We start from the raw sequence: 21,305 nt of genomic DNA on the forward strand, positions 1-21,305 counted from the left end.
CTGCCTGGGTGGTGAATGAGTTGGAACGGGCGCATCGCTGCGCCCGGTGTTTCAGGAAACATCCTGCTCCAGGAAGCGGTGCCGCTTGGTTACGGCATCCAGCTCCAGCAGGGTTTCCAGCAGCGCCTCCATCTTGCCCAGCGGCCACGCGTTGGGGCCATCGCTGAGCGCCTTGCTGGGGTCGGGATGCGTCTCGGCGAACAGGCCGGCCACGCCCACCGCCACCGCGGCGCGCGCCAGCACCGGCACGAACTCGCGCTGGCCGCCCGAGGTGGCGCCCTGGCCGCCCGGCAACTGCACCGAATGGGTGGCGTCGAACACGACCGGGCAGTTCGTATCGCGCATCACGCTCAGCGAGCGCATGTCCGACACCAGGTTGTTGTAGCCGAAGCTGGCGCCGCGCTCGCACACCATGATGGCATCGTTGCCGACGGCTTTCGCCTTGGCCACCACGTGCTTCATGTCCCACGGCGCGAGGAACTGGCCCTTCTTGATGTTCACCGGCTTGCCGGCACGCGCCACCTTCTGGATGAAGTCGGTCTGCCGGCACAGGAAGGCCGGCGTCTGCAGCACGTCGACTACCGCGGCGACCTCGTCCATCGGCGTGTACTCGTGCACGTCGGTGAGCACCGGCACACCGATCTGCCGCCTCACCTCGCCCAGGATGCGCAGGCCTTCCTCCAGCCCCGGCCCGCGGAAGCTCTCGCCGGAGGAACGGTTCGCCTTGTCGAAGCTGGACTTGAAGATGAAGTTCACGCCGAGCCGCGAGGTGATCTCCTTCAGCGTGCCGGCGGTGTCCAGCTGCAGTTGCTCGGACTCCACCACGCACGGACCGGCGATCAGGAACAGCGGCCGGTCCAGGCCGACGTCGAAGCCGCACAACTTCATGCCACGCGCTCCCGGGCCAGCTTCTCGCCGTCGCGCACGGCCTTGAACTCGCGCGCCGCGCGCACGAAGCCGATGAACAGCGGGTGGCCGTCGCGCGGGGTCGAGGTGAACTCCGGGTGCGCCTGGCAGCCGAGGAACCACGGATGCCGCTGTTGCGGCAGCTCCACGATTTCCACCAGCAGGTCGTCCATCGACTTGCCGGAGATCACCAGGCCCAGGTCCTCGAACGGCTGGCGGTAGCGGTTGTTGAACTCGTAGCGGTGGCGATGGCGTTCGCGCACCACGTCCTGGCCGTACAGCTCGCGTGCCAGCGTGCCGGCCTTGAGGCGGCATTCCTGCGCGCCCAGGCGCATGGTGCCGCCGAGGTCGGAGCGGTCGCTGCGCTGCTCGACCTCGCCTGCCGCGGTGGTCCATTCGGTGATCAGCGCGATCACCGGGTTCGGCGTGTTGCGGTCGTTCTCGCTGGAGTCGGCATCGGCGAGGCCGGCCACGTGGCGGGCGAAATCCACCACCGCCGCGTGCATGCCGTAGCAGATGCCGAAGTACGGCACGCCGTGCTCGCGCGCGTACTTCGCGGCCAGCACCTTGCCCTCGAAACCGCGCTTGCCGAAGCCGCCGGGCACCAGGATCGCGTCGGCCTTGCCGAGCACCTTGGCGGCGCCTTCGGCCTCGACCTGCTCGGAGTCGACCCAGTCCAGGTTCACCCGCGTCAGCTGCTTGATGCCGCCGTGGCGCAGCGCCTCGCCCAGCGACTTGTAGGCGTCCTTGTGCTCGACGTACTTGCCGACGATGGCGACGGTGATCTCGTCCTTCGGATGTTCCACCGCATCGACCGTGCGCTGCCATTCGGACAGGTCGGCCGGCTTGGCGTCCAGGCCGAGGCGCTTGACCACGATGTCGTCCAGGCCCTGCTGATGCAGGTACAGCGGCTGCTTGTAGATGATGTCCACGTCAGTAGCGCTGATCACCGCCTGCTCCGGCACGTTGGTGAACAGTGCGATCTTGCGCCGTTCGCTCTCGGGCAGCGGCTGCTCGCAGCGGCACAGCAGGATGTCCGGCTGGATGCCGATCGAGCGCAGTTCCTTCACCGAATGCTGGGTCGGCTTGGTCTTGATCTCGCCGGCGGCCTTGATGTACGGCACCAGGGTGAGGTGCATGAACACCACCTTCTCCGGTCCGTGCTCGATGCGCAGCTGGCGGATCGCCTCCAGGAACGGCAGCGATTCGATGTCGCCCACCGTGCCGCCGATCTCCACCAGCGCCACGTCGAAGCCGCGGGTGGCCTCGTGGATGCAGTGCTTGATCTCGTCGGTGATGTGCGGGATCACCTGCACGGTGGCACCGAGGTAATCGCCGCGGCGCTCCTTGCGGATCACGCTCTCGTAGATCTTGCCGGTGGTGATCGAGTTCTTGCCGGTCAGGCGGGTACGGACGAAGCGCTCGTAGTGGCCGAGGTCGAGGTCGGTCTCGGCGCCGTCGTCGGTCACGTAGACCTCGCCGTGCTGGAACGGACTCATCGTGCCCGGATCCACGTTGATATAGGGATCGAGCTTCATCATGGTGACCGAAAGGCCGCGCGCTTCGAGAATGGAAGCGAGCGACGCCGCAGCAATGCCCTTGCCAAGCGAGGACACCACACCGCCGGTGACGAAAATCAGGGGGGTCATGGAAAGCAGCCGTGCTGGAAATTGGCATTTTAGCTGCAGAAGCGTCCCGCTGCGAGATGGAAGCGCAGAATTTGTCGCGATCGGTTCATTTCCAACTGTCCACCACGGATGAAACGGCCGCGGAACGCCTGCTAGCATGGCCGGATGAACAACCCCGTCCTCGCCCGTCTCGCCGCCCTGCGTGCGGCCATGCAGCAGCACGGCGTCGCTGCCGTGCTGGTTCCCAGCGCCGATCCGCACCTGTCCGAATACCTGCCCGCCCACTGGGCCGCGCGCGAATGGCTGTCCGGCTTCACCGGTTCGGCCGGCACCCTGATCGTCAGCCGCGAGCAGGCCGGGCTGTGGACCGACTCGCGCTACTTCTCGCAGGCCGAACAGCAGCTCGCCGGCAGCGGCATCGGCCTGATGAAGCTGCGCGTGCCGCACACGCCCGAGCATCTCGAGTGGCTGCAGCAGCATCTGCACGAGGGCGACGTGCTGGCCGTGGCCGGCGACAGCGTGGCCGCGACCACCCAGCGCCAGATCGAGCGCCGGCTTGCCGACAGCGGCGCCACGGTGCGCACCGACCTGGACCTGCCCGGCGCGATCTGGGCGGATCGCCCGGCCCTGCCGCAGGCGCCGGTGGTCGAACACGAGCTGGCCTGGGCCTGCATCTCGCGTGCCGACAAGCTGGCCCACCTGCGCAAGGCGATGCACAGGCTCGGCGCCACCCATCACCTGCTGTCCAGCCTCGACGACATCGCCTGGCTGACCAACCTGCGCGGCAGCGACGTGGAGTGCAACCCGGTGTTCCTGGCCCATCTGCTGGTCCAGGCGGACCACCGCGCCACCCTGTTCGTCGGCCGCGCCAAGCTGAGCGATGCGCTGGTCGCGAAACTGGCTGCCGACGGCATCGGCATCGCCGATTACGCCTCGATCACCTCGACCCTGCAGGAACTGGATGCTGCCGACCGCCTGCTGCTGGACAGCGGCCGGGTGGTCAGCGCGATCGCCGCGGCGATCCCGTCAGGCGTGAGCCGGATCGAGGCAGCCAATCCGAGCACCGCGTTCAAGGCGGTCAAGAGCGTCGCCGAACTCGACCACATCCGCGACGTGATGCGCCGCGACGGCGCCGCCCTGGTGCGCGCTTTCCGCCGGCTGGAACAGCGCCTCGCCGCCGGCATGACGGTGACCGAACTGGACGTCGACACCTTGCTGCACGAAGAACGCTCGGCCCAGCCGGGCTGGGTCGGCGAGAGCTTCGCCACCATCGCCGGCTACCAGGCGAACGGCGCGCTGCCGCACTACCGCGCCACGCCGGAATCGCACGTCACGCTGCAGGCGAAGGGCCTGCTGCTGGTCGACTCGGGCGGCCAGTACCTCGGCGGCACCACCGACATCACCCGCGTGCTGGCGTTGGGCGAGACCACGCCGGAACAGCGCCGCGACGCCACGCTGGTGCTGAAGGGCATGATCGGGCTGTCGCGCGCCCGCTTTCCGAAGGGCGCCAGCGGCCCGCAGTTGGATGCACTGGCGCGCGCGCCGCTGTGGGCCAGCGGCATGGACTACGGCCACGGCACCGGCCACGGCGTGGGCTACTTCCTCAACGTGCACGAGGGCCCGCAGTCGATCCGCCCGCCGGTCGCCGGCGGCGCGCTGGTGGCGCTGGAACCGGGCATGATCAGCTCGATCGAGCCGGGCCTGTACAAGCCCGGCCGGCACGGCATCCGCCACGAGAACCTGGCCGTGGTGGTCGAAGCCGACCGCACCGAGTTCGGCGAATTCCTCGCCTTCGAGACGCTGACGATGTGCCCGTTCGACCGCCGCGCGCTGGAACCGGGCCTGCTCAACCCGGAGGAACGTGCCTGGCTGGACGACTACCACGCCAGCGTGCGCGCCGCGCTCAGCCCGCTGCTGGAGGCCGCCGACCTGGAGTGGCTGAGCCGCCACTGCGCGCCGCTGTAGCTCCTCCCCGAAAGCGCAGGGCGGACAGTGGCCGCCCTGCGTCGCGCGGCCGGCCACGCGTGACCGCCTCAGCGAAAGTGCGTGGCGCCCACGTCGACAGCGGCAGGCTGCATAAAGTACTCGTGCAGGTACTTTTCGCCCTCGTCGCAGAACACCGTCACCACCGTCTTCAGTTCCGGGAAATTCTGCCGGATGCGCTTGGCGGCGAGCAGGTGCGCGCCGGAACTCGGTCCGCAGAACAGCCCGTAGCTGCGCGCCAGCCGCTTCATCTCGCTTACGGCATCGGTGCTGGAGACGTTCAGCACCTCGTTCACCAGCCCCGCGTGGCGCTGGAAGATGCCCGGCACGAAGCCGTCGGAAATGCCTTCGATGGTGTGCGCGGCAATCTCGCCGCACAGGATCGTGCACGATTCGGACGGCTCCATCGCGAACAACCGCACATTCGGATTGACCTCGCGGAATGCCTGGCCCACGCCGATCAGCGTGCCGCCAGTGCCGACGCCCAGCACCAGCGCATCGGGCACGCGGCCCGGCGGCAGCTGGGCCAGGATTTCCGGGCCGAGGATCAGCCGGTTCTCCTCCACGTTCCATTCCGACTCGAACTGGCTGGGGCAGAAGTAGCCGGCCTGCTGGCCGAGCCGCTGCGCGCGCACCAGCGCCTCGTTGACATGGAAATTGCCGCAGAACAGCACGTCCGCGCCGTAGGCCCGCGAGATCGCCACGCGCTCGCTGGACAGGCCCTCGGGCATCACCACCAGCATGCGGTAGCCCTTCACCGCCGCCACCATCGACAGCGCGTTGCCGGTGTTGCCGCTGGTCGCTTCCACGATGGTGTCGCCGGGCTTGAGCAAACCTTCCTGCTCCGCCCGCTCGATCATGTACTTGGCGATGCGCGCCTTGATCGAGCCGGAAGGATTGAGGAACTCGATCTTCGCGTAGACGCCCTCGATCTCCAGTAACGGGGTGTCGCCGACCGCGTCGAGGATGCTGTCCGATACCGTGGTGAAGCGCGTGGCCATCTCAGGCGGCCTCGTGCGCGTGACGCATCGTGTCCAGCGCCAGCGCGGAATGGGCGTAGGCGCCGCCCGCGCGCATCTCGGCGGCGACCCAGATCGCCTCCATGATCTGCTGCTCGCTGGCGCCCTGCTTCAAGGCGCCGGCGGTATGTCCCTTGATGCAGTACGGGCACTGGGTGACGTGCGCCACCGCCACCGCGATCAGCTGCTTGGTGACCGCCGGCAGCGCGCCGTCGGCGAACACCGCGGCGCTGAACGCCTTGAACGCATCCAGCGGCGCAGGCGCCAGTTCGCGGCGCTTGCGCGCCAGTTCCGCCGTCGCCGGCGGGTATATCGTCGTGTCCATGCCATCCTCCTTGGATGAAGCCGGGTGGAAATTCAATGCTGCGCCGACACCGTGCCCTGCACCCAGCTCGGCGGGTCGCTGGCCGGGAAACTCTGGGCGAGCTCGTCGTCGACGCGCTGCTCCTGCGCCAGCACGGACTCGCCGGCCGGTGCAACGAAAAGCTTGCGGCCCGGCGCCAGCACGGCGCCGGCGGCGTCGGGCCCGGTCAGCGAGCGGCGAAGGGAACGTCGTACGAAGAAACGGAACATGGCGCTACCTCCTGATGTCGATGGACATCGAAGTGATGGACCGACCCGGCGCGCCGCGGGTCACAGCCCCAGATTGTTGTGCTCCAGCACGCGTTCGGCGCGATAACTCGAACGAACCAGCGGTCCTGCGACCGCCTCCAGAAAACCCTTGCCGAGCGCCAGCTTGCGATAATCGCGGAACTCGTCCGGCGTGACGAAGCGCTCCACCGGCAGGTGGTGCGGGCTGGGCCGCATGTACTGGCCCAGGGTGACCACGTCCACGTGGGCGGCGCGCATGTCGTCCAGCGCCTGCTCGACCTCGGCGTCGGTTTCGCCCAGGCCCAGCATCAGGCTGGTCTTGGTGAGCGTCTTGGGCGCGTGGCGCTTGGCGAACGCCAGCACGCCCAGGGTCTGCTCGTAGCCTGCGCGCGGATCGCGCACCGGATGGGTGAGGCGGCGCACGGTTTCCAGGTTTTGCGCGTAGGTGGCCAGGCCGGCGTCGAGCACTGTGGCGACGCTGGCATGGTTGCCGGCGAAATCGGGCGTGAGCGCCTCCACCGCGGTATCGGGCGAGCGCAGGTGGATGGCCTTCACGCAGGCGGCGTAGTGGGCGGCACCGCCGTCCGCCAGGTCGTCGCGATCCACCGAGGTGAGCACCACGTACTTCAGCCCCATCAGCGCCACCGCATCGGCCACCTTGGCCGGTTCCAGCGGGTCGAGCCAGCCGTTCGGGTTGCCGGTGGAGACCGAGCAGAACTTGCACGCGCGCGTGCACACTGAGCCCATCAGCATCAGCGTGGCGGTGCCGCTGCCCCAGCACTCGGCGATGTTGGGGCACTTGGATTCGGCGCACACGGTGTTGAGCTGGTGCGTGCGCACGATGTCGGCCACTTCCTCGTAACGCGCGCCGCTGGGCAGCTTCACGCGCAGCCACGGCGGCTTGCGGCTGACGTCGGGCTCATGGCTGTGCGCATTGGGCTTCTGGCCGCCCTTGACCGCGCGGGTGCCCTGCGCACTGACGTACTTGCTGCCATCGGGGATGGAGTGACTGCTGGACATGAACGGTCGCGGCTGGCTGGACTGCAACCAGTGTCCCGCTCCACGCAGCCGCCTGCCCTGATGCACATCAAGGCAGCCGGGCCGGCGCCGTCCACCGGGCGCCGCTCAACTGCGTTTGGGCGGCACCAGCTTCAGCCGCATCGGCACCGACGGCTGGCTCGGGCACAGCAGGCGCTGCACTTCCTCGGGCCGCAACGGGTAGGAATACAGATAGCCCTGCCCCTCGATGCAACCGCTGCGCAGCAGGAACTCATGCTGCGCCTCGGTCTCGATGCCCTCGGCGATCGTGATCAGACCAAGGCTTTTCGCCATCGCCAGCATCGCCACGGTGATCGCCGCGTCGTTGCCGTCGCCCGGCAGGCCGGTGACGAAGGAGCGGTCGATCTTCAGGCAGGTCACCGCCGGCAGTTTCAGGTATGCCATCGAGGAATAACCGGTGCCGAAATCGTCGATCGCCACCGCGATGCCGAGCGTGTGCAGGGTCTGCATGGTGCGCTCGATGTCGTCGCCCAACCGCAGCATTGCGCTCTCGGTGATCTCCAGCAGCAATCGTCCGGGCGCCAGCCGCCGCGACTGCAGGTTGCGGCTGACCCCGTCGACGAAGGCCGGGTGGCCGAACCAGCGCGCCGAGATGTTCACCGCCACGCGGATCGGCGGCACGCCGGCCAGGTCCCAGGCCTGGATCTGGGCGCAGGTGGTCTGCATCACCCACTCGTCGATGCGGCGGATCAGGCCCAGGCTTTCGGCCACCGGGATGAACTCGGCCGGCAGTACCTCGCCGCGTTCCGGATGCTGCCAGCGCAGCAACGCCTCCACCGCCACGATGCGGCCGCTGCGCAGCTCGACGCTGGGCTGGAACACCAGATGGAATTCGTTGCGCGCCAGCGCCTGGCGCAACTCGGCCGCCAGCTGCAGGCGCCGGCGGGTATCGGCGTGCATCATCGGCGTGTAGAAGCGGAACGCATTGCGCTCCTCGGTCTTTGCCGCGTACATCGCCGCGTCGGCGTTCGCGATCAACGCCAGCGCGTTGTCGCCGTCCAGCGGATAGCCGGCCACGCCGATGCTGGCGCTCAGCACGATCTCGTAATCGTCCACCAGCAGCGGCTCGGACAGGCTGGCCAGCAGCCGGCTGACGATCGCCCGCGCGTCCTCGCGCAGGATCAGCCGCGGGATCAGCACGGTGAACTCGTCGCCGCCGATGCGCCCGGCCACGTCGCCCTCGGACAGTTGCCGGCGGATCCTTTCGGCCACCTTGACCAGCAGGCGGTCGCCGATCGCGTGGCTGTAGCTGTCGTTGACGATCTTGAATGCATCCAGGTCGATGAACAGCACCACCGCCGCCAGCCGCTCGCGTTCGGCCACCGCGATCGCCTCGGCGCAATGCCGTTCGAACTCCGCCCGGTTGACCAGGCCGGTCAGCGGGTCGTGCCGCGCCATCTGCTCCAGCCGATGCTGGTTCGCCTTCGCCTCGTGGATGTCGGTGAGCACGGCGACGTAGTAGACCACCTGGTCGTCGGCATCGCGGATCGTGCTGAGGCTGAGGTGCTCGGGATAGCTGCTGCCGTCGCTGCGCAGACTCACGACCTCGCCCATCCAGTTGTGGCCGGCGGCCACGCTGTCCCAGATCGACCGCGGCAGCGGCTGGCCACCGGGCAGGCGACGGGTGTCGTCGAGGCGCCTGCCCTGCAGCGCCTGGCTGGTGAAACCGGTCAGCTCGGCATGCGCCGCATTGGTCGAGATCACCAGCCGCCCGGCATCGGCGATGATCACGCCTTCGGCGATGCTGGCCAGCGCCTCGGCGGCGATCCGGCGCTCGCGCTCCATCGCCACCCGCTCGGAAATGTCGCGGATGATCGCCTGACGCACCGGCTGGCTGCCCCAGTTGACCAGGCTGGTCTGCGTTTCCACCGGACGGGTCTGACCCTTGGCCCCGAGCAGCACGTTGGCGGCGGCCCGCCCGGTCTGCTGCCCCGCCATGGACTGCGTGAACAGGTGCACGAAGCGGTCGCCGACCAGCTCGTCCGCGCTGCGCCCGGTCCACGCCGAAGCGGTGCGGTTGACGTCCAGGATCCGTCCGCTGGCCTCGTCGACCATCACGATCGCATCGGCGGCGCTGTCGAACAGCAGGCGATAGCGCTCCTCGCTGCCGCGGATGCTGACCAGCGTGCGGCGCGCCATGTCCAGCCACAGCAGAACGGCAATGCAGGCGGCACTCAACACGCCAATGAACAGCATATGCCCCATCCACGTCGTGCCACGGGCGATTTCGAGCGAAAACCGGTTGGCCTTCGGCTCGATCGAATCATTCAGGGCATGAATGCGGCCACGCTGGATGGCTGCCTGTTCAGCCGAAGAGGCTCCGGCGGCATGCGTGTGTTCCAGCTCCTTGGCAATCGAGGCTAGCTGGGCAATCTCCGCATCACTGGAGCGCCACGCTGCCAGTGCGTCACGCAAATAAGGTGCTCCGGAGAAGTGCTCCAGCACGAAAATCATGCCGGGCTTCGCCGTCGGCATGACGTTGCCATGGACAAAGGCCCTGTCCACCACTTCCTGGTCGAAACTTCCCGACGCGATCTCGTCGCGCGCCAACCGATCCGAATCGAGGACAGAGTAGTTTTGCCAGAACCCGGCAAGATCGGCGGGGCTGCCGGTGACTGCATAGGCATCCAGGGCGATCACCGCCTGCTTCTGGGCCTTGGACCAGACACTCTCGCTGTTGAGAAATCCAGCGAGAGTGACCTGGGTCTGCAGGGCAAACCATGTCAGCCCGAGGATCGTGGCCAACATCACCACCAGCGCGTAGGCCAGCGGCAACATGCGTCGGGACAAAGGTTGCTGCAACATGGGAGACACCTTGCGCATGCGCAAGTTATCTCATGCCTGACCCGTCAATGGAACGCCCTGCCCGTTGTCTCGACAGCCGTCAGGCAGCCGCTTCCTTCATCCATGTGGACGGCCGATGCGTCTGCATGCAGAGGTCGCCGACGATGCGCATGCTTGTATAGCTTCTGCGGACGCACTCACCCAGATGAGCCACTTCGTCAGCCTTGGGCGTCATGCCCAGCAATGTGCAGACAATTTCCAGTGCCTCCCAGGGGTGGATGTCGTCGTAGGCCGCGTGCAGCTGGAGCCAACGCAGGCTGCCCGTCCTGATCCTGGGGGGAAAGCTCTCGGCATAAGCGGTGCTCTCATAGATGGGCCGCGACCACTCGCCGGTGACGCCCTCGATGGCATAGTTGGTGGCGATCATGCCCGCAGCCAGGGTTCCGTTGGCACTGATTTCCTCGCACCAGTTGGCCAGCGTCTGAGTGCCATGCGGGGGCCGCGCGTTCAGCACGTCGTCACGAGGCACACCGGAGCCCTCGGCCCAGGCAAGCCAGTACTCGGCATGATTCTGTTCGACCCGTATGTTGCGCACCAGCCAGCGACGCGCCACGTCGTCGCCAAGACTGCGCCCGTAGCGGGTTTTCAGCAGATTCAGTGCCATGAAGCTCGGGAAGCGCTCGATGAACGGCCAGACCCCCACCATGAAATTGGCGGTGGAAGCGTGATCAAGCCGAACCTCCCGCATCATCGCCCACAGCTCGTGATCCAGCACGCTCTGCTTGGTGCTTTCGCAGTCAACCACCATATCTTGCGCCCACTGCGGATAGCTGCTCAGTTCGGTCAGGGGGCCGGTACGCTCAAAACGAGTATGCATGACGGTTTTCCTCGGTCGTCAATGGGTGCTGCAGTCGGCTGCAGCGTCGTTGGCCGGCACGCAAGGCTGAAGCCCCGATACCGGCCGCCACCGGCATCGCGGTGATGCCGGAATTCTGTGGTGCATGACCCCGGTGGCGGCGCCCTCTCGCATGCGATGCCCGCATCGTGGCCGCCGCCGGTGCGGTGCGGGGCCATGGCGACGCTTCACATCCGGCTCCATCCCCCCGATGGATGGCCAGTGCGGTACAGCCTTCACACGTCATGCACGGAAAGAAGAAAAAGCTTGCCGCGGCCATCTTGGCTGAATCCGTACAAGACACGATCCGGTTCCGGCACGGGCGGGCAACCGCGTTCCCGATACCGCCCGATACTCGCCCACACATCGCGGAAGGGGAAGCGCCATGAGCATCGCCGCCCAGCCATTGACCCCGGAAGATCCCGAACTTTCCCCCTGGTGGCTGCGCACGGTGCTGATCGTGATGGTGCTGGGCTTCGCCGGGCTGCTCGCGATCACCGCGCTGGCCTACCGCAATGCCCCGCCGATTCCTGCCCGGGTGGTGGATGCGCAAGGCAGTCCGTTGTTCAGCGGCGACGACGTCCGCGACGGCCAGGCGGTGTTCCTGAAATACGGCCTGATGGACAACGGCAGCATATGGGGCCACGGCGCCTACCTGGGGCCGGACTATTCGGCCGCCGCGCTGCACCGGATCGGCGAAGACACCGCCGCGGCGATCGCGCAGCAGCAGCACCAGCAGCCCTTGGTCGCATTGACGCCCGGACAGCAAGCGGCCGTGCGCGCGGAAACCGCGGTCGAGCTGAAGACCAACCGCTACAACGCCGCCAGCGACACCCTGCAGCTGACCGCTGCGGAAGCGGCGGCATACCGCCAGCAGCTGCCGTACTGGACCGACTACTTCCTGCACCCGGAGCGCAACGGCGGGCTCAAGGCCGGGCTGATCACCGACCCGGCCGAGCTGCACCAGTTCACCGCGTTCGTGACCTGGGCCGCCTGGGCTTCGGTGGCGAACCGCCCCGGCGAGAACTACTCGTACACCAACAACTTCCCGTACGACCCCGCCGTCGGCAACATCCCGGTGCCGGGCGCGCTGCTGTGGAGCGCGCTGAGCCTGATCGTGCTGCTGGCCGGCATCGCCGTGGTGCTGCTGATGTTCGGCAAGTTCGACTACCTCGGCTGGATCAGCCGCGGCCAGCACATCCATCCGCACCTGCTGCCGGGCGTGGCCAGTCCCGGCCAGCGCGCGCTGGTGAAGTTCTTCGTGGTGGTGGCGCTGCTGTTCCTGGCGCAGACCCTGGTCGGCGGCGCGGTGGCACACTACCGCGCTGATCCGGGCAGCTTCTACGGCTTCCAGCTCGAAACGATCTTCCCCAGCAACCTGATGCGTACCTGGCACCTGCAGACGGCGGTCTTCTGGATCGCCACCGCCTACGTCGCCGCCGCGCTGTTCCTGGGCCGCACGCTGCGCAGCGACGAACCGCGCTGGTTCGCTCCGTGGGTGCACCTGCTGTTCGGGGCCTTCGTGGTGGTGATCGGCGGCAGCCTGCTCGGCGAGTGGCTGGGCATTTCGCAGATGCTCGGCAAGTGGTGGTTCTGGCTGGGCAACCAGGGCTGGGAGTTCCTCGAACTTGGCCGGATCTGGCAGCTGCTGCTGGTGGTCGGCCTGCTGGTGTGGTTCGCGTTGCTGTGGCTGCTGGTGCGCCCGCGCACGCTGGCCAACCCGGAGTCGAAGCCGCTGGTGAAGATGTTCCTGTTCGCCGCGGTGGCGATCCCGGTGTTCTACATCCCCGCGCTGTTCTTCGGCGCGAAGACGAACTACACGGTGGTCGATACCTGGCGCTTCTGGATCATCCACCTGTGGGTCGAGGGCTTCTTCGAGTTCTTCGCCACCACGGTGGTGGCGCTGACCTTCTACCAGCTGGGGCTGACCCGCCGCAACGTGGCGCTGCGGGTGATCTACCTGGACGGCATCCTGTACTTCCTCGGCGGCCTGATCGGTACCGGCCACCACTGGTATTTCACCGGCCAGACCAGCGTCAACATGGCGCTGTCGGCGATGATCTCGGTGCTGGAGGTGGTGCCGCTGACCCTGCTCACGCTGGACGCGTGGGACTTCGTGCGCACCACCCGCGGCCATTGCGAGATCTGCGGCAAGTCGGTGGCGGTGCCGCACCGCTGGACGTTCTATTTCCTGATCGCGGTGGGCGTGTGGAACTTCGTCGGCGCCGGCATCTTCGGATTCCTGATCAACCTGCCGATCGTCAGCTACTACGAAGTCGGCACCCAGCTCACGCCGAACCACGGCCACGCCGCAATGATGGGCGTGTTCGGCATGCTGGCGCTGGCACTGATGGTGTTCGTGCTGCGCCAGACCAGCAGCGACGAGCGCTGGGCCGGCATGGAGAAGTACGTGCGGACCGGCTTCTGGGGCACCAACATCGGCCTGGCCATGATGGTGGTGTTCAGCCTGTTCCCCAGCGGCGTGCTGCAGGTGTGGGACGTGATCCAGCACGGCTACTGGCACGCCCGCGCGCTCGACTACATCGCCAGCCCGCGCTCGCACCTGATCGAATGGATGCGCCTGCCCGGCGACCTGGTGTTCATCATCTTCGGTGCGATCCCGCTGACCATCGCCGCGGTCAAGGGCTGGCTGGGCGTGCGCGCGACGCCGCCATCCGACTGACCCGGCACCGGCGACCCCGGCGCGGCGCGCCTCGCCGCACCCGGCCTCAGCCCGACGCCACCCGGGTGAAGCCGTCCGCGCTCCATGCCTCGCTACCGACGCCGTGGTGCACGAAGAACAGCCCGGTCGGGTCGTACCGGCGCTTCACCGCGGCCAGCCGCGGGTAGTTCGCGCCCCAGAACGCGTGCTGCCAGTCGCGCTCGAAGTAGTCGCTCTCCGACACGTACGAACCCGCGTCGGGTGCCGCCTGCCGCAGGGCGGCGATCGCCCGGCCCATGGCGGCGGCGCGCTCGCGGGCGTGCGCCAGATCCGGTTTCGGGCCAGGCGTGCCGGGAAAAGCCGGCGGGCCGTCACCGGCGATGATCGCCAGCGCGAACGCGTCCAGCACCTGCGGATTCGTCGCGGTGTTCCGCGCCGCGGCCAGCTCGGCCTTCGGCGCGCCGGCCAGGCCCTTGTTGAAATGCAGGCCCACGCCCCAGTGGCGCGTGCAGGCGAACAACGCATCGGCCAGCCGCGCCTGCCGCTCCTCGCGCAGCAGCGACGCCGGCAGCCACGCCGACTTGAAGCCGTGGATGAACCAGCCTACCTGGCCCTGGTCGCCCGCCCACAGCACGTGGTTCCGCGGCGCGCCGGGACGGTCGTCACCGACCTGGACGCCCGGCGCGTGCTGCCGGAAGAACTCGGCATCCCACATGTGCCTGGCCGGCAGCGCGCGCGCCTGGATCGGTTTGACCAGCTCGTATTCCTTGCGCGCGCGAACCCATTCGAGCAGCGGCGCCCAGGCCTGCTCCGCCTGCGCCTGGCTCAGGCCCTGGAACACCATGTCGACCCGCACGGTGTTGTCCGCGCCGAAACCGATCTGCTCGCCCCAGTGCGGGTTGAACAGGCTGCTTTGGTAGAAGCCGATCACCCGTGCGATCAGGGCACGGTACGCCGCATCCGACACGGCCTTGATCGAACCGGACACCCCGCCGAAGAACTCCGGCAGTTCGCGCGTGCGCAAGGTCAGTCGGGTGACCACCCCCAGGCTGCCGCCACCGCCGCCCTTGATCGCCCAGAACAGGTCCGGGTGGGTGCAGGCGTTGGCGATGCACGCCCGGCCGTCCGCGGTGACGATCTCCGCCTCCAGCAGGCCCGCCGCCGCGGTGCCGTAGCGCTTGGAGAAGCTGCCGAAGCCGCCGCTCTGCACCAGCCCGGCCACGCCCACCGTGGTGCAGCCGCCGCCCTGCACGTAGCGGCCGCCGCGGGTGGTCACCGCGTCGTAGGCGTCGATCCACATCGCGCCGGCGCCTATCGACACCGCCGGCTGTGGTGCCTGCACGCCAGCGCAGCCCTGCGCCGTGAAGGCGTCATGCAAGCTGATCTCGTTCATGTGCCGCGTCCACACCAGCAACGAATCCGGCGCGTCGGAGGTGCCCTGGTAACTGTGTCCGCCGCCCTTCACCACCAGACGCAGGTGATGCTCGCGCGCGAAATTCACCGCCGCGACCACGTCCGCCGTGCTTTCGGCGGCCACCGCATACGCGCTCGGTTGCGAAGTCCACGCGTCGACCCAGCCGCTGGTCTGGGTCAGCGCCGGCTGGTCGCCCAGGTAGAACGGATTGTCCAGGTGCTTCAGCGCCTCGTCGCAAGCGGCGCCGGCCGAGGTCGGGCCGCAGCCGGCAAACGGCGACTCCAGTTTGAGCAGGCGCCCGCCCACGTCGTGCTTCAACCGGCCCCAGTCGGCAGCGGAAGGCCAGCCCGGCTCGCCGGGGCGCACCCGCGAACGCAGGCGCGCAGGCAGCGGGTCAGCCGCCTGCGCCATCGCCGGGATGCCGGAAAGAAGGCCCGGCAGGAGGGGAATCGCCAGTGCGGCCTTCAGCAGGTCTCTTCGTTTCATCGCACCGTCCTTCAGGGGGATCGCCGTGGAAGTCGCCACGATGCGACGCAAACGCTCCGCGCGCCAGCCGCCAGTGACGAACCGCACCGCACCGGTGACCGGTGGCGGCCAGCCGGGGCGGGCCGTGCCGGCAGGTTCGCAGGCATGCCCGCTCAGTCGTGGTGCTCGCGCAATTGCGGCGGTGTCCCGGCGCGCTCCAATCCCCCTCGTTCCAGCCAGCGGCTGGTCTGGGTCCTGGCACGGGCGATCAAGCCGGCCGCCGCGGAATAGTCGTACGGCGAGACACCCAGCGGACACAGGCTCGGCACGATGCGCAGTTCCACCGCACTGCCGGCAAAATGATCGGCGTCGTAGACCAGCTGGCGTGCCACCAGCAGGCTGAGCGCATGCATCGCGCGCGCGATCGCGCCCGAGGGTGCCCGCTCGAGCGCGCAGGCAAACCCGGTGGGCAGCACGATCACCCGCGTGGCGCCCAGGCCGACCGCCACCGAGATCGGCGTGTTGTTGGCCACGCCCCCATCGACCAGCCAGCGCCCGTCGATCCGCACCGGCGGGTACACGCCCGGAATCGCGGCACTGGCCAGCACGGCGTCGACGACCGGACCGGCCGACAGCAGTGCCTCCCGCCCGCTCAGCATGTCCGACGCCACCAGGTGAACCGGCAGGGCCGCATCCTCCAGTTGCCGATAAGGCAGGTGGCGCTCAAGCAGACGCCGCAGCCCCGACGAATCTACCAGATGGTCGCGCCGGCGCAGCAGGCCGAACACGCTGCCCAGGTTGAACGGGAACACCTCGCGCCGCTTCAGCGCGCACCAGATCCGTTCCAGTTCGCGCGCGCCGGCGCGGCTCGGGTCGCCGGCGAAGTACGCGGCGTTGATCGCACCGGCCGAGGCGCCGACCAGGAACGCCGGCGCCTCGCCCCACTCGAGCAGCGCCTGCAGCATGCCCACCTCGACCGCGCCGAGGCTGCCGCCGCCAGCCAGCACGAAGGCGGTGCGCTGCTGCGCACCGCCGACGACCGGAATTGCCTCTGCCATCCGAGCCACCTGCCTGCGCCGAGATGGCGGCGCACCCGGTCATCTGATGCACGCCGCAGCCGCGGGTTCCTCGCGCCGGATGGCGGCATGCGGCGACACCGCCGCCGAGGATCGAACAGGCCTGTCCGGTTGCCCCGGCAGGCCGTGACCCTCAGCCGGCCCGCTCGCTCGGCACCAGCACCATCCACGACACGCCGTAGCGGTCCGCAAGCATGCCGAAGCTGGAGGCGAAGAAGGTCGACATCAGCGGCTGCTGCACCTGGCCGCCGTCGGCGAGCGCATCGAACAGGCGCCTCGCCTGGGCATCGTCATCGGCGGTGAGCGCCAGCGAGAAGCCGTCGAACGTCGGCGTGCCGCCGCTGTAGCCGTCCGAGACCAGCACCTGGCTGGCGCCGATCTGCAGGCAGGCGTGCATCACCTTGTCCGCCGGCAACTGCGTGCCGTCGGGGCACTGGGCGGAGCCTTCAGGGCCGTCGGCGTAGCGCATCAGCATGACCACCTCGGCACCGATCGCCTGGCGGTAGAACGCGATGGCCTCTTCGCAATGGCCGTCGAAGAACAGGTAGGGCTGGATTTGCATGGGGGCATCCTCGTCGTGGTCTGGGCACGCCGAGCCGACACATCGGCTCGGAGGGACGACGAATGGCCCGGGCGCCAATCGACAGCGCTCACAGCCTGTGAAGAAAACCGCTTCCTGCGGATTTCTTCGATCGCGAGTCCGGTACAGGCCCGGACTCGCTCACGCGAATCAGGCACTGGCGTGCCCGATCCGCACCCGGCCATCGGGCAACCGCTCCTGCATTGCCTCGACTCGGGCATCCATGCCCTCGCCCTGGCCGCACTTCGAGGTTGAAAAATTCGCCACCTCTCAGCGCATGCTGCCGCTGTCCAGGTAACGCTGGTGCCAGGACAACGCCTCGTTCAGCAGGTGCGGCGTGTGCTTGCCGTAGCTGTCACGGCAGGCGCGGTCGAAGTAGTCCTGCAGCATCGGCCGGTAGTCCGGGTGCGCGCACTGCGCGATCACCGCCCGCGCGCGCTGCTTCGGCGACAGGCCGCGCAAGTCGGCCAGGCCCTGCTCGGTGACCACCAGGCCCACGTCATGCTCGGTGTGGTCGACGTGGCTGACCATCGGCACGAGTGCGGAGATCGCTCCATCCTTGGCCGTGCTCGGGCTCATGAAACAGGACAGGAAACCGTTGCGGGCGAAATCGCCGGAACCGCCGATGCCGTTGATGATGCGGCTGCCCGCAACGTGGGTGGAATTGACGTTGCCGTAGAGGTCGGCCTCGACCATGCCGTTCATCGCGATGCAGCCGAGCCGGCGCACCAGTTCGGCGTGGTTGGACATCTCCTGCGGCCGCAGCACGATGTGCTGGCGGTAGAAGTCGATGCGGCGCACGAACTCTTCCACGCCCTCGGGGCTCAGCGACAGCGAGGTGGCCGAGGCCATCTCGATGGTGCCGTCGCCGATCAGTTCCAGCATGCCGTCCTGGATCACCTCGGTGAACGCGGTCAGCCCGCGGAAGCCTCCCTCGCGCAGGCCGCCCAGTACCGCATTGGCGATGTTGCCCACACCGGATTGCAGCGGCAGCAGCTGGTCGCCCAGCCGCCCGGCGGCGATCTCGTGGTGGAAGAACTCCACCAGGTGTCCGGCGATGCGCCGCGACGCCTCGTCCGGCGGCGCGAAGCGGCCCAGCCGGTCGGGTGCGTCGCTTTCCACCACTGCGATCACCTTGTCCAGGTCGCAGCGCAGGTACGGCTCGCCGATGCGGTCACCCGGCTGCAGCAGCGGGATCGGCTTGCGATGCGGCGGCAGCGCGGTGCCGTAGTAGATGTCGTGCATGCCGTCGAGCCCTTCGGGCTGGCGCCGGTTCACCTCCAGGATCACCTTGTCGGCCAGGTCCAGCCAGGTCTTGTTGTTGCCCACTGAGGTGGACGGCAGCAGCCGGCCATCCGGCAGGATGCCGGCGACCTCGATCAGCGCCACGTCGATCTTGCCCAGGAAACCGCACCACGCGTACTGCGCCACCTGGCCCAGGTGGATGTCCATGTACTCGATCTGGCCGGCGTTGATGCGTGCGCGCAACTCCGGATCGGACTGGTACGGCAGGCGGAAGTCGATGCCGCCCACGCGCGCCAGCGCGCCGTCCAGTTCCGGCGCCGTCGAGGCCCCGGTGAGGATGCGCAGCGCAAACTTGTCGCCGCGCTCGTGGGCCGCGGCGATGCGCGTGGCCAGCGCCAGCGGTACGGCCTTGGGGTAGCCGGCGCCGGTGAAGCCGCTCATGCCCACGGTCATGCCCGGCAGGATCAGCCCGGCCGCCTGCTCCGCCGACATGCGGCGTGCGGCCAGGCCGGCATGTGCAATACGTGTCGTCATGGTTGTCCAACTCGGTAAAGGAACCCGGACCCGCCGCAGCTGCGCGCACTGCCGTGTGCCGCGGCCAGATCCGGGAACCATTCTGGGCGTGCCGGCGCGGCCCGCCAAGGCGACCTTCGGCGCATGCGTCAAATCACCGCCACCCTTCGCCCTTTTGCAAGTAGGGTGCAGTAATGGTCAACTCCACGCCACACGGTGGCACCGACAAGCCGCAGGGGAGATGACAGACCGATGCACATGCACACAGCGAACGAATCGCGCCCTCGGGCGCCCTGGCGACGTCTGCCGCGCCCGCTGCTGGCCGTGGCGCTGCTTGCGTACGGGCTGCTTGCCGGCGCACAGGCTGCGCCGCCTACCGGGCAGGTGCGCTGGCAGCGCCAGGCGCAGGCCGTCACGATCACCCGCGACGACTGGGGCATCGCCCATGTGCACGGCCGCACCGACGCCGACGCGGTGTTCGGCATGGCCTACGCCCAGGCCGAGGACGACTTCAACCGGGTCGAAACGAACTACCTCAACTCACTGGGCCGGCTGGCCGAGGCCGAGGGCGAATCGGCGATCTGGAGCGACCTGCGCCAGCAGCTGTTCATCGACCCGGTCGAACTCAAGGCGCTGTACGCAAAGAGCCCGGCCTGGCTGCAGGCACTGATGAACGGCTGGGCCGACGGGCTCAACTACTACCTCGCCACGCATCCGGACGTGCATCCGCGCGTGATCAAACATTTCGAACCGTGGATGGCGCTCAGCTTCAGCGAGGGCAGCATCGGCGGCGACATCGAGCGCGTCTCGCTGGAGCAGCTCGCCGCCTTCTACGGCACGGACGGCAAGCAGCTCGCCGGTGTGACCACGCCGTCCAGCTGGGTCGAGCCGACCGGCTCAAACGGTTTCGCGATCGCGCCGAAGCTGACCGCCGACGGCCACGCGCTGCTGTGGATCAACCCGCACACCTCGTTCTTCTTCCGCTCCGAACTGCAGATGAGCAGCGACCAAGGGCTGGACGCCTACGGCGCGGTGACCTGGGGCCAGTTCTTCGTCTACCAGGGCTTCAACCACCATATCGGCTGGATGCACACCTCCACCGGCGCCGACGTGGTCGACGAATTCGCCGAAACCATCGTGCACCAGGGCGGCAAGCTGTTCTACCGCTACGGCAAGGAGTTGCGGCTGGTCACCACGCGCACGATCCGCGTGGCGTATCGCGCGAAGGACGGCACGATGGCCACGCGCAACTTCGACGCCCGCTTCACCCACCACGGCCCGATCGTGCGCGCGACCGACGGCAAGTGGATCGCCACCGCACTGATGAACAAGCCGCTGGAAGCGCTGGAGCAGAGCTGGCTGCGCACCAAGGCCAGCGACTATGCCAGCTACATGAAAGTGGCCGAGCTCAAGGCCAACTCGTCGAACAACACGATCTTCGCCGACGACAAGGGAGAGATCGCGTACCTGCACCCGCAGTTCATCCCGCGGCGCGACAACCGCTTCGACTATACGAAACCGGTCGACGGCAGCGACCCGGCCACCGACTGGCAGGGCCTGCACGCGCTCGACGAGGCACCGCACCTGCTCAACCCGCCGAACGGCTGGATCATGAACACCAACAACTGGCCGTACTCCGCTGCCGGCGCGTTCAGCCCGAAGCAGGCGGACTACCCGCGCTACATGGACACCTTCGGTGAGAACCCGCGCGGCATCCACGCCACCCGCGTGCTGGACCGCGTGCGCGATTTCAGCAAGGCCTCGCTGATCAGCGCCGCGTTCGACTCGTACCTGCCGGCGTTCTCGCGACTGGTGCCGGTGCTGGTGCACGACTACGACATGCTGCCCGACAACGATCCGCTGAAGCCGCGCCTGGCCGGCCAGATCGCCCTGCTGCGCAGCTGGGACTACCGCTGGGGCATCGCCTCGATGCCGACCACACTGGCGGTGTTCTGGGGCGACATGCTGTGGGACAAGGTGCACGCCGAGGCCGAAGCCGAACACCAGTCGGTGTACGACTACATGGCTGGCGACGCCGGTGCCAGGGCGCGGCTGGGCACGCTGGCCGAAGCCTCCGACCGGCTGCAACAGGACTTCGGCAGCTGGGGCGTGCCGTGGGGCGAGGTCAACCGCTACCAGCGCAACGACGGCGCCATCGTGCAGAAATTCGACGACGCCAGGCCGAGCATTCCGGTGCCGTTCGTGTCGTCACGCTGGGGCTCGCTGGCCTCGTTCGGCGCGCACCGCTGGCCCGGTACGAAACGCTACTACGGCACCGGCGGCAACAGCTTCGTCGCGGTGGTGGAGTTCGGCCCGAAGGTCAGCGCCCGCGCGATCACCGCCGGCGGCGAGAGCGGCCACCCGGGCTCGAAGCACTTCAACGACGAGGCCGAGCGCTACACCACCGGCAACCTGCGCACGGTGTACTTCTGGCCGGAGCAGCTCAAGGGGCATACCGAGCGGGTCTACCACCCGGGCGAATGAG

General features: G+C 68.3%; 15 protein-coding genes. 3 read left to right on the forward strand and 12 right to left on the reverse strand.

The annotated features are described in order from the left end of the window. Nucleotides 1–51 precede the first annotated feature (51 nt). Both kdsA and pyrG read right to left on the reverse strand, forming a co-directional pair. Complete coding sequence (kdsA, locus tag R2APBS1_RS11190; RefSeq protein WP_015448017.1) at nucleotides 52–888, reverse strand: 3-deoxy-8-phosphooctulonate synthase; 837 nt, start codon at nucleotides 886–888, stop codon at nucleotides 52–54. Further along, the gene (pyrG, locus tag R2APBS1_RS11195; protein WP_015448018.1) at nucleotides 885–2,555 is read right to left on the reverse strand and encodes a CTP synthase; all 1,671 of its coding nucleotides are present in this window, start codon (nucleotides 2,553–2,555) and stop codon (nucleotides 885–887) included. Before pyrG ends, kdsA begins: the two co-directional genes overlap by 4 nt. Nucleotides 2,556–2,699: 144 nt before the next feature. Here pyrG and R2APBS1_RS11200 point away from each other — a divergent pair, with 144 nt between their 5' ends. Beyond that, nucleotides 2,700–4,499, forward strand: coding sequence for an aminopeptidase P family protein (locus R2APBS1_RS11200; RefSeq protein ID WP_015448019.1), 1,800 nt, complete (start codon nucleotides 2,700–2,702; stop codon nucleotides 4,497–4,499). A gap of 68 nt (nucleotides 4,500–4,567) precedes the next feature. Here the strand turns inward: R2APBS1_RS11200 and R2APBS1_RS11205 are convergent, their stop codons facing one another. From R2APBS1_RS11205 to R2APBS1_RS11230, 6 genes are all read right to left on the reverse strand, one after another. After that, nucleotides 4,568–5,518: a PLP-dependent cysteine synthase family protein gene (locus tag R2APBS1_RS11205; RefSeq protein WP_015448020.1), complete on the reverse strand. Its 951-nt coding sequence runs from the start codon at nucleotides 5,516–5,518 to the stop codon at nucleotides 4,568–4,570. 1 nt (nucleotide 5,519) lies between these two features. Further along, complete coding sequence (locus R2APBS1_RS11210) at nucleotides 5,520–5,861, reverse strand: carboxymuconolactone decarboxylase family protein (protein WP_007511159.1); 342 nt, start codon at nucleotides 5,859–5,861, stop codon at nucleotides 5,520–5,522. Nucleotides 5,862–5,893: 32 nt separating this feature from the next. Next, a complete protein-coding gene (locus tag R2APBS1_RS11215) occupies nucleotides 5,894–6,109 on the reverse strand; it encodes a hypothetical protein (RefSeq protein WP_007511158.1) in 216 nt (71 codons plus the stop codon). A gap of 60 nt (nucleotides 6,110–6,169) precedes the next feature. Beyond that, complete coding sequence (gene lipA / locus R2APBS1_RS11220; protein ID WP_015448021.1) at nucleotides 6,170–7,147, reverse strand: lipoyl synthase; 978 nt, start codon at nucleotides 7,145–7,147, stop codon at nucleotides 6,170–6,172. Between the two features lie 105 nt (nucleotides 7,148–7,252). Next, on the reverse strand, nucleotides 7,253–9,991 hold the full coding sequence (locus R2APBS1_RS11225; protein WP_015448022.1) for a putative bifunctional diguanylate cyclase/phosphodiesterase: 2,739 nt from the start codon (nucleotides 9,989–9,991) through the stop codon (nucleotides 7,253–7,255). A gap of 79 nt (nucleotides 9,992–10,070) precedes the next feature. After that, nucleotides 10,071–10,847: an iron-containing redox enzyme family protein gene (locus tag R2APBS1_RS11230; RefSeq protein ID WP_007511155.1), complete on the reverse strand. Its 777-nt coding sequence runs from the start codon at nucleotides 10,845–10,847 to the stop codon at nucleotides 10,071–10,073. A 403-nt stretch (nucleotides 10,848–11,250) separates the two neighbouring features. Here R2APBS1_RS11230 and R2APBS1_RS11235 point away from each other — a divergent pair, with 403 nt between their 5' ends. Next, nucleotides 11,251–13,548, forward strand: a complete 2,298-nt coding sequence (locus R2APBS1_RS11235; RefSeq protein WP_007511154.1) for a nitric-oxide reductase large subunit — start codon at nucleotides 11,251–11,253, stop codon at nucleotides 13,546–13,548. A 46-nt stretch (nucleotides 13,549–13,594) separates the two neighbouring features. Here the strand turns inward: R2APBS1_RS11235 and R2APBS1_RS11240 are convergent, their stop codons facing one another. From R2APBS1_RS11240 to scpC, 4 genes are all read right to left on the reverse strand, one after another. Beyond that, nucleotides 13,595–15,427 (reverse strand): FAD-binding oxidoreductase, encoded by a 1,833-nt coding sequence (locus R2APBS1_RS11240; protein WP_015448023.1) that lies wholly within the window; start codon nucleotides 15,425–15,427, stop codon nucleotides 13,595–13,597. Nucleotides 15,428–15,579: 152 nt separating this feature from the next. Next, a complete protein-coding gene (locus tag R2APBS1_RS11245; protein ID WP_007511152.1) occupies nucleotides 15,580–16,464 on the reverse strand; it encodes a patatin-like phospholipase family protein in 885 nt (294 codons plus the stop codon). Between the two features lie 151 nt (nucleotides 16,465–16,615). After that, entirely contained in the window at nucleotides 16,616–17,044 is a 429-nt protein-coding gene (locus R2APBS1_RS11250) for a VOC family protein (RefSeq protein ID WP_007511151.1), read from the reverse strand. Between the two features lie 288 nt (nucleotides 17,045–17,332). Continuing rightward, nucleotides 17,333–18,841: a succinyl-CoA:acetate CoA-transferase ScpC gene (scpC, locus tag R2APBS1_RS11255; RefSeq protein ID WP_007511149.1), complete on the reverse strand. Its 1,509-nt coding sequence runs from the start codon at nucleotides 18,839–18,841 to the stop codon at nucleotides 17,333–17,335. A 231-nt stretch (nucleotides 18,842–19,072) separates the two neighbouring features. On the opposite strand from scpC, the gene R2APBS1_RS11260 reads away from it, so the two are divergent. Continuing rightward, entirely contained in the window at nucleotides 19,073–21,304 is a 2,232-nt protein-coding gene (locus tag R2APBS1_RS11260; RefSeq protein ID WP_015448024.1) for a penicillin acylase family protein, read from the forward strand. The last annotated feature ends 1 nt before the right edge of the window (nucleotide 21,305 follow it).

Source organism: Rhodanobacter denitrificans (assembly GCF_000230695.2).
GTDB lineage: Bacteria > Pseudomonadota > Gammaproteobacteria > Xanthomonadales > Rhodanobacteraceae > Rhodanobacter > Rhodanobacter denitrificans.

What these genes read in the sequence shown, in the direction of transcription:
- kdsA (WP_015448017.1), bottom strand. Translation starts at nt 888, where the DNA reads ATGAAGTTGTGCGGCTTCGACGTCGGCCTGGACCGGCCGCTGTTCCTG.
- pyrG (WP_015448018.1), bottom strand. Translation starts at nt 2,555, where the DNA reads ATGACCCCCCTGATTTTCGTCACCGGCGGTGTGGTGTCCTCGCTTGGC.
- R2APBS1_RS11200 (WP_015448019.1), top strand. Translation starts at nt 2,700, where the DNA reads ATGAACAACCCCGTCCTCGCCCGTCTCGCCGCCCTGCGTGCGGCCATG.
- R2APBS1_RS11205 (WP_015448020.1), bottom strand. Translation starts at nt 5,518, where the DNA reads ATGGCCACGCGCTTCACCACGGTATCGGACAGCATCCTCGACGCGGTC.
- R2APBS1_RS11210 (WP_007511159.1), bottom strand. Translation starts at nt 5,861, where the DNA reads ATGGACACGACGATATACCCGCCGGCGACGGCGGAACTGGCGCGCAAG.
- R2APBS1_RS11215 (WP_007511158.1), bottom strand. Translation starts at nt 6,109, where the DNA reads ATGTTCCGTTTCTTCGTACGACGTTCCCTTCGCCGCTCGCTGACCGGG.
- lipA (WP_015448021.1), bottom strand. Translation starts at nt 7,147, where the DNA reads ATGTCCAGCAGTCACTCCATCCCCGATGGCAGCAAGTACGTCAGTGCG.
- R2APBS1_RS11225 (WP_015448022.1), bottom strand. Translation starts at nt 9,991, where the DNA reads ATGTTGCAGCAACCTTTGTCCCGACGCATGTTGCCGCTGGCCTACGCG.
- R2APBS1_RS11230 (WP_007511155.1), bottom strand. Translation starts at nt 10,847, where the DNA reads ATGCATACTCGTTTTGAGCGTACCGGCCCCCTGACCGAACTGAGCAGC.
- R2APBS1_RS11235 (WP_007511154.1), top strand. Translation starts at nt 11,251, where the DNA reads ATGAGCATCGCCGCCCAGCCATTGACCCCGGAAGATCCCGAACTTTCC.
- R2APBS1_RS11240 (WP_015448023.1), bottom strand. Translation starts at nt 15,427, where the DNA reads ATGAAACGAAGAGACCTGCTGAAGGCCGCACTGGCGATTCCCCTCCTG.
- R2APBS1_RS11245 (WP_007511152.1), bottom strand. Translation starts at nt 16,464, where the DNA reads ATGGCAGAGGCAATTCCGGTCGTCGGCGGTGCGCAGCAGCGCACCGCC.
- R2APBS1_RS11250 (WP_007511151.1), bottom strand. Translation starts at nt 17,044, where the DNA reads ATGCAAATCCAGCCCTACCTGTTCTTCGACGGCCATTGCGAAGAGGCC.
- scpC (WP_007511149.1), bottom strand. Translation starts at nt 18,841, where the DNA reads ATGACGACACGTATTGCACATGCCGGCCTGGCCGCACGCCGCATGTCG.
- R2APBS1_RS11260 (WP_015448024.1), top strand. Translation starts at nt 19,073, where the DNA reads ATGCACATGCACACAGCGAACGAATCGCGCCCTCGGGCGCCCTGGCGA.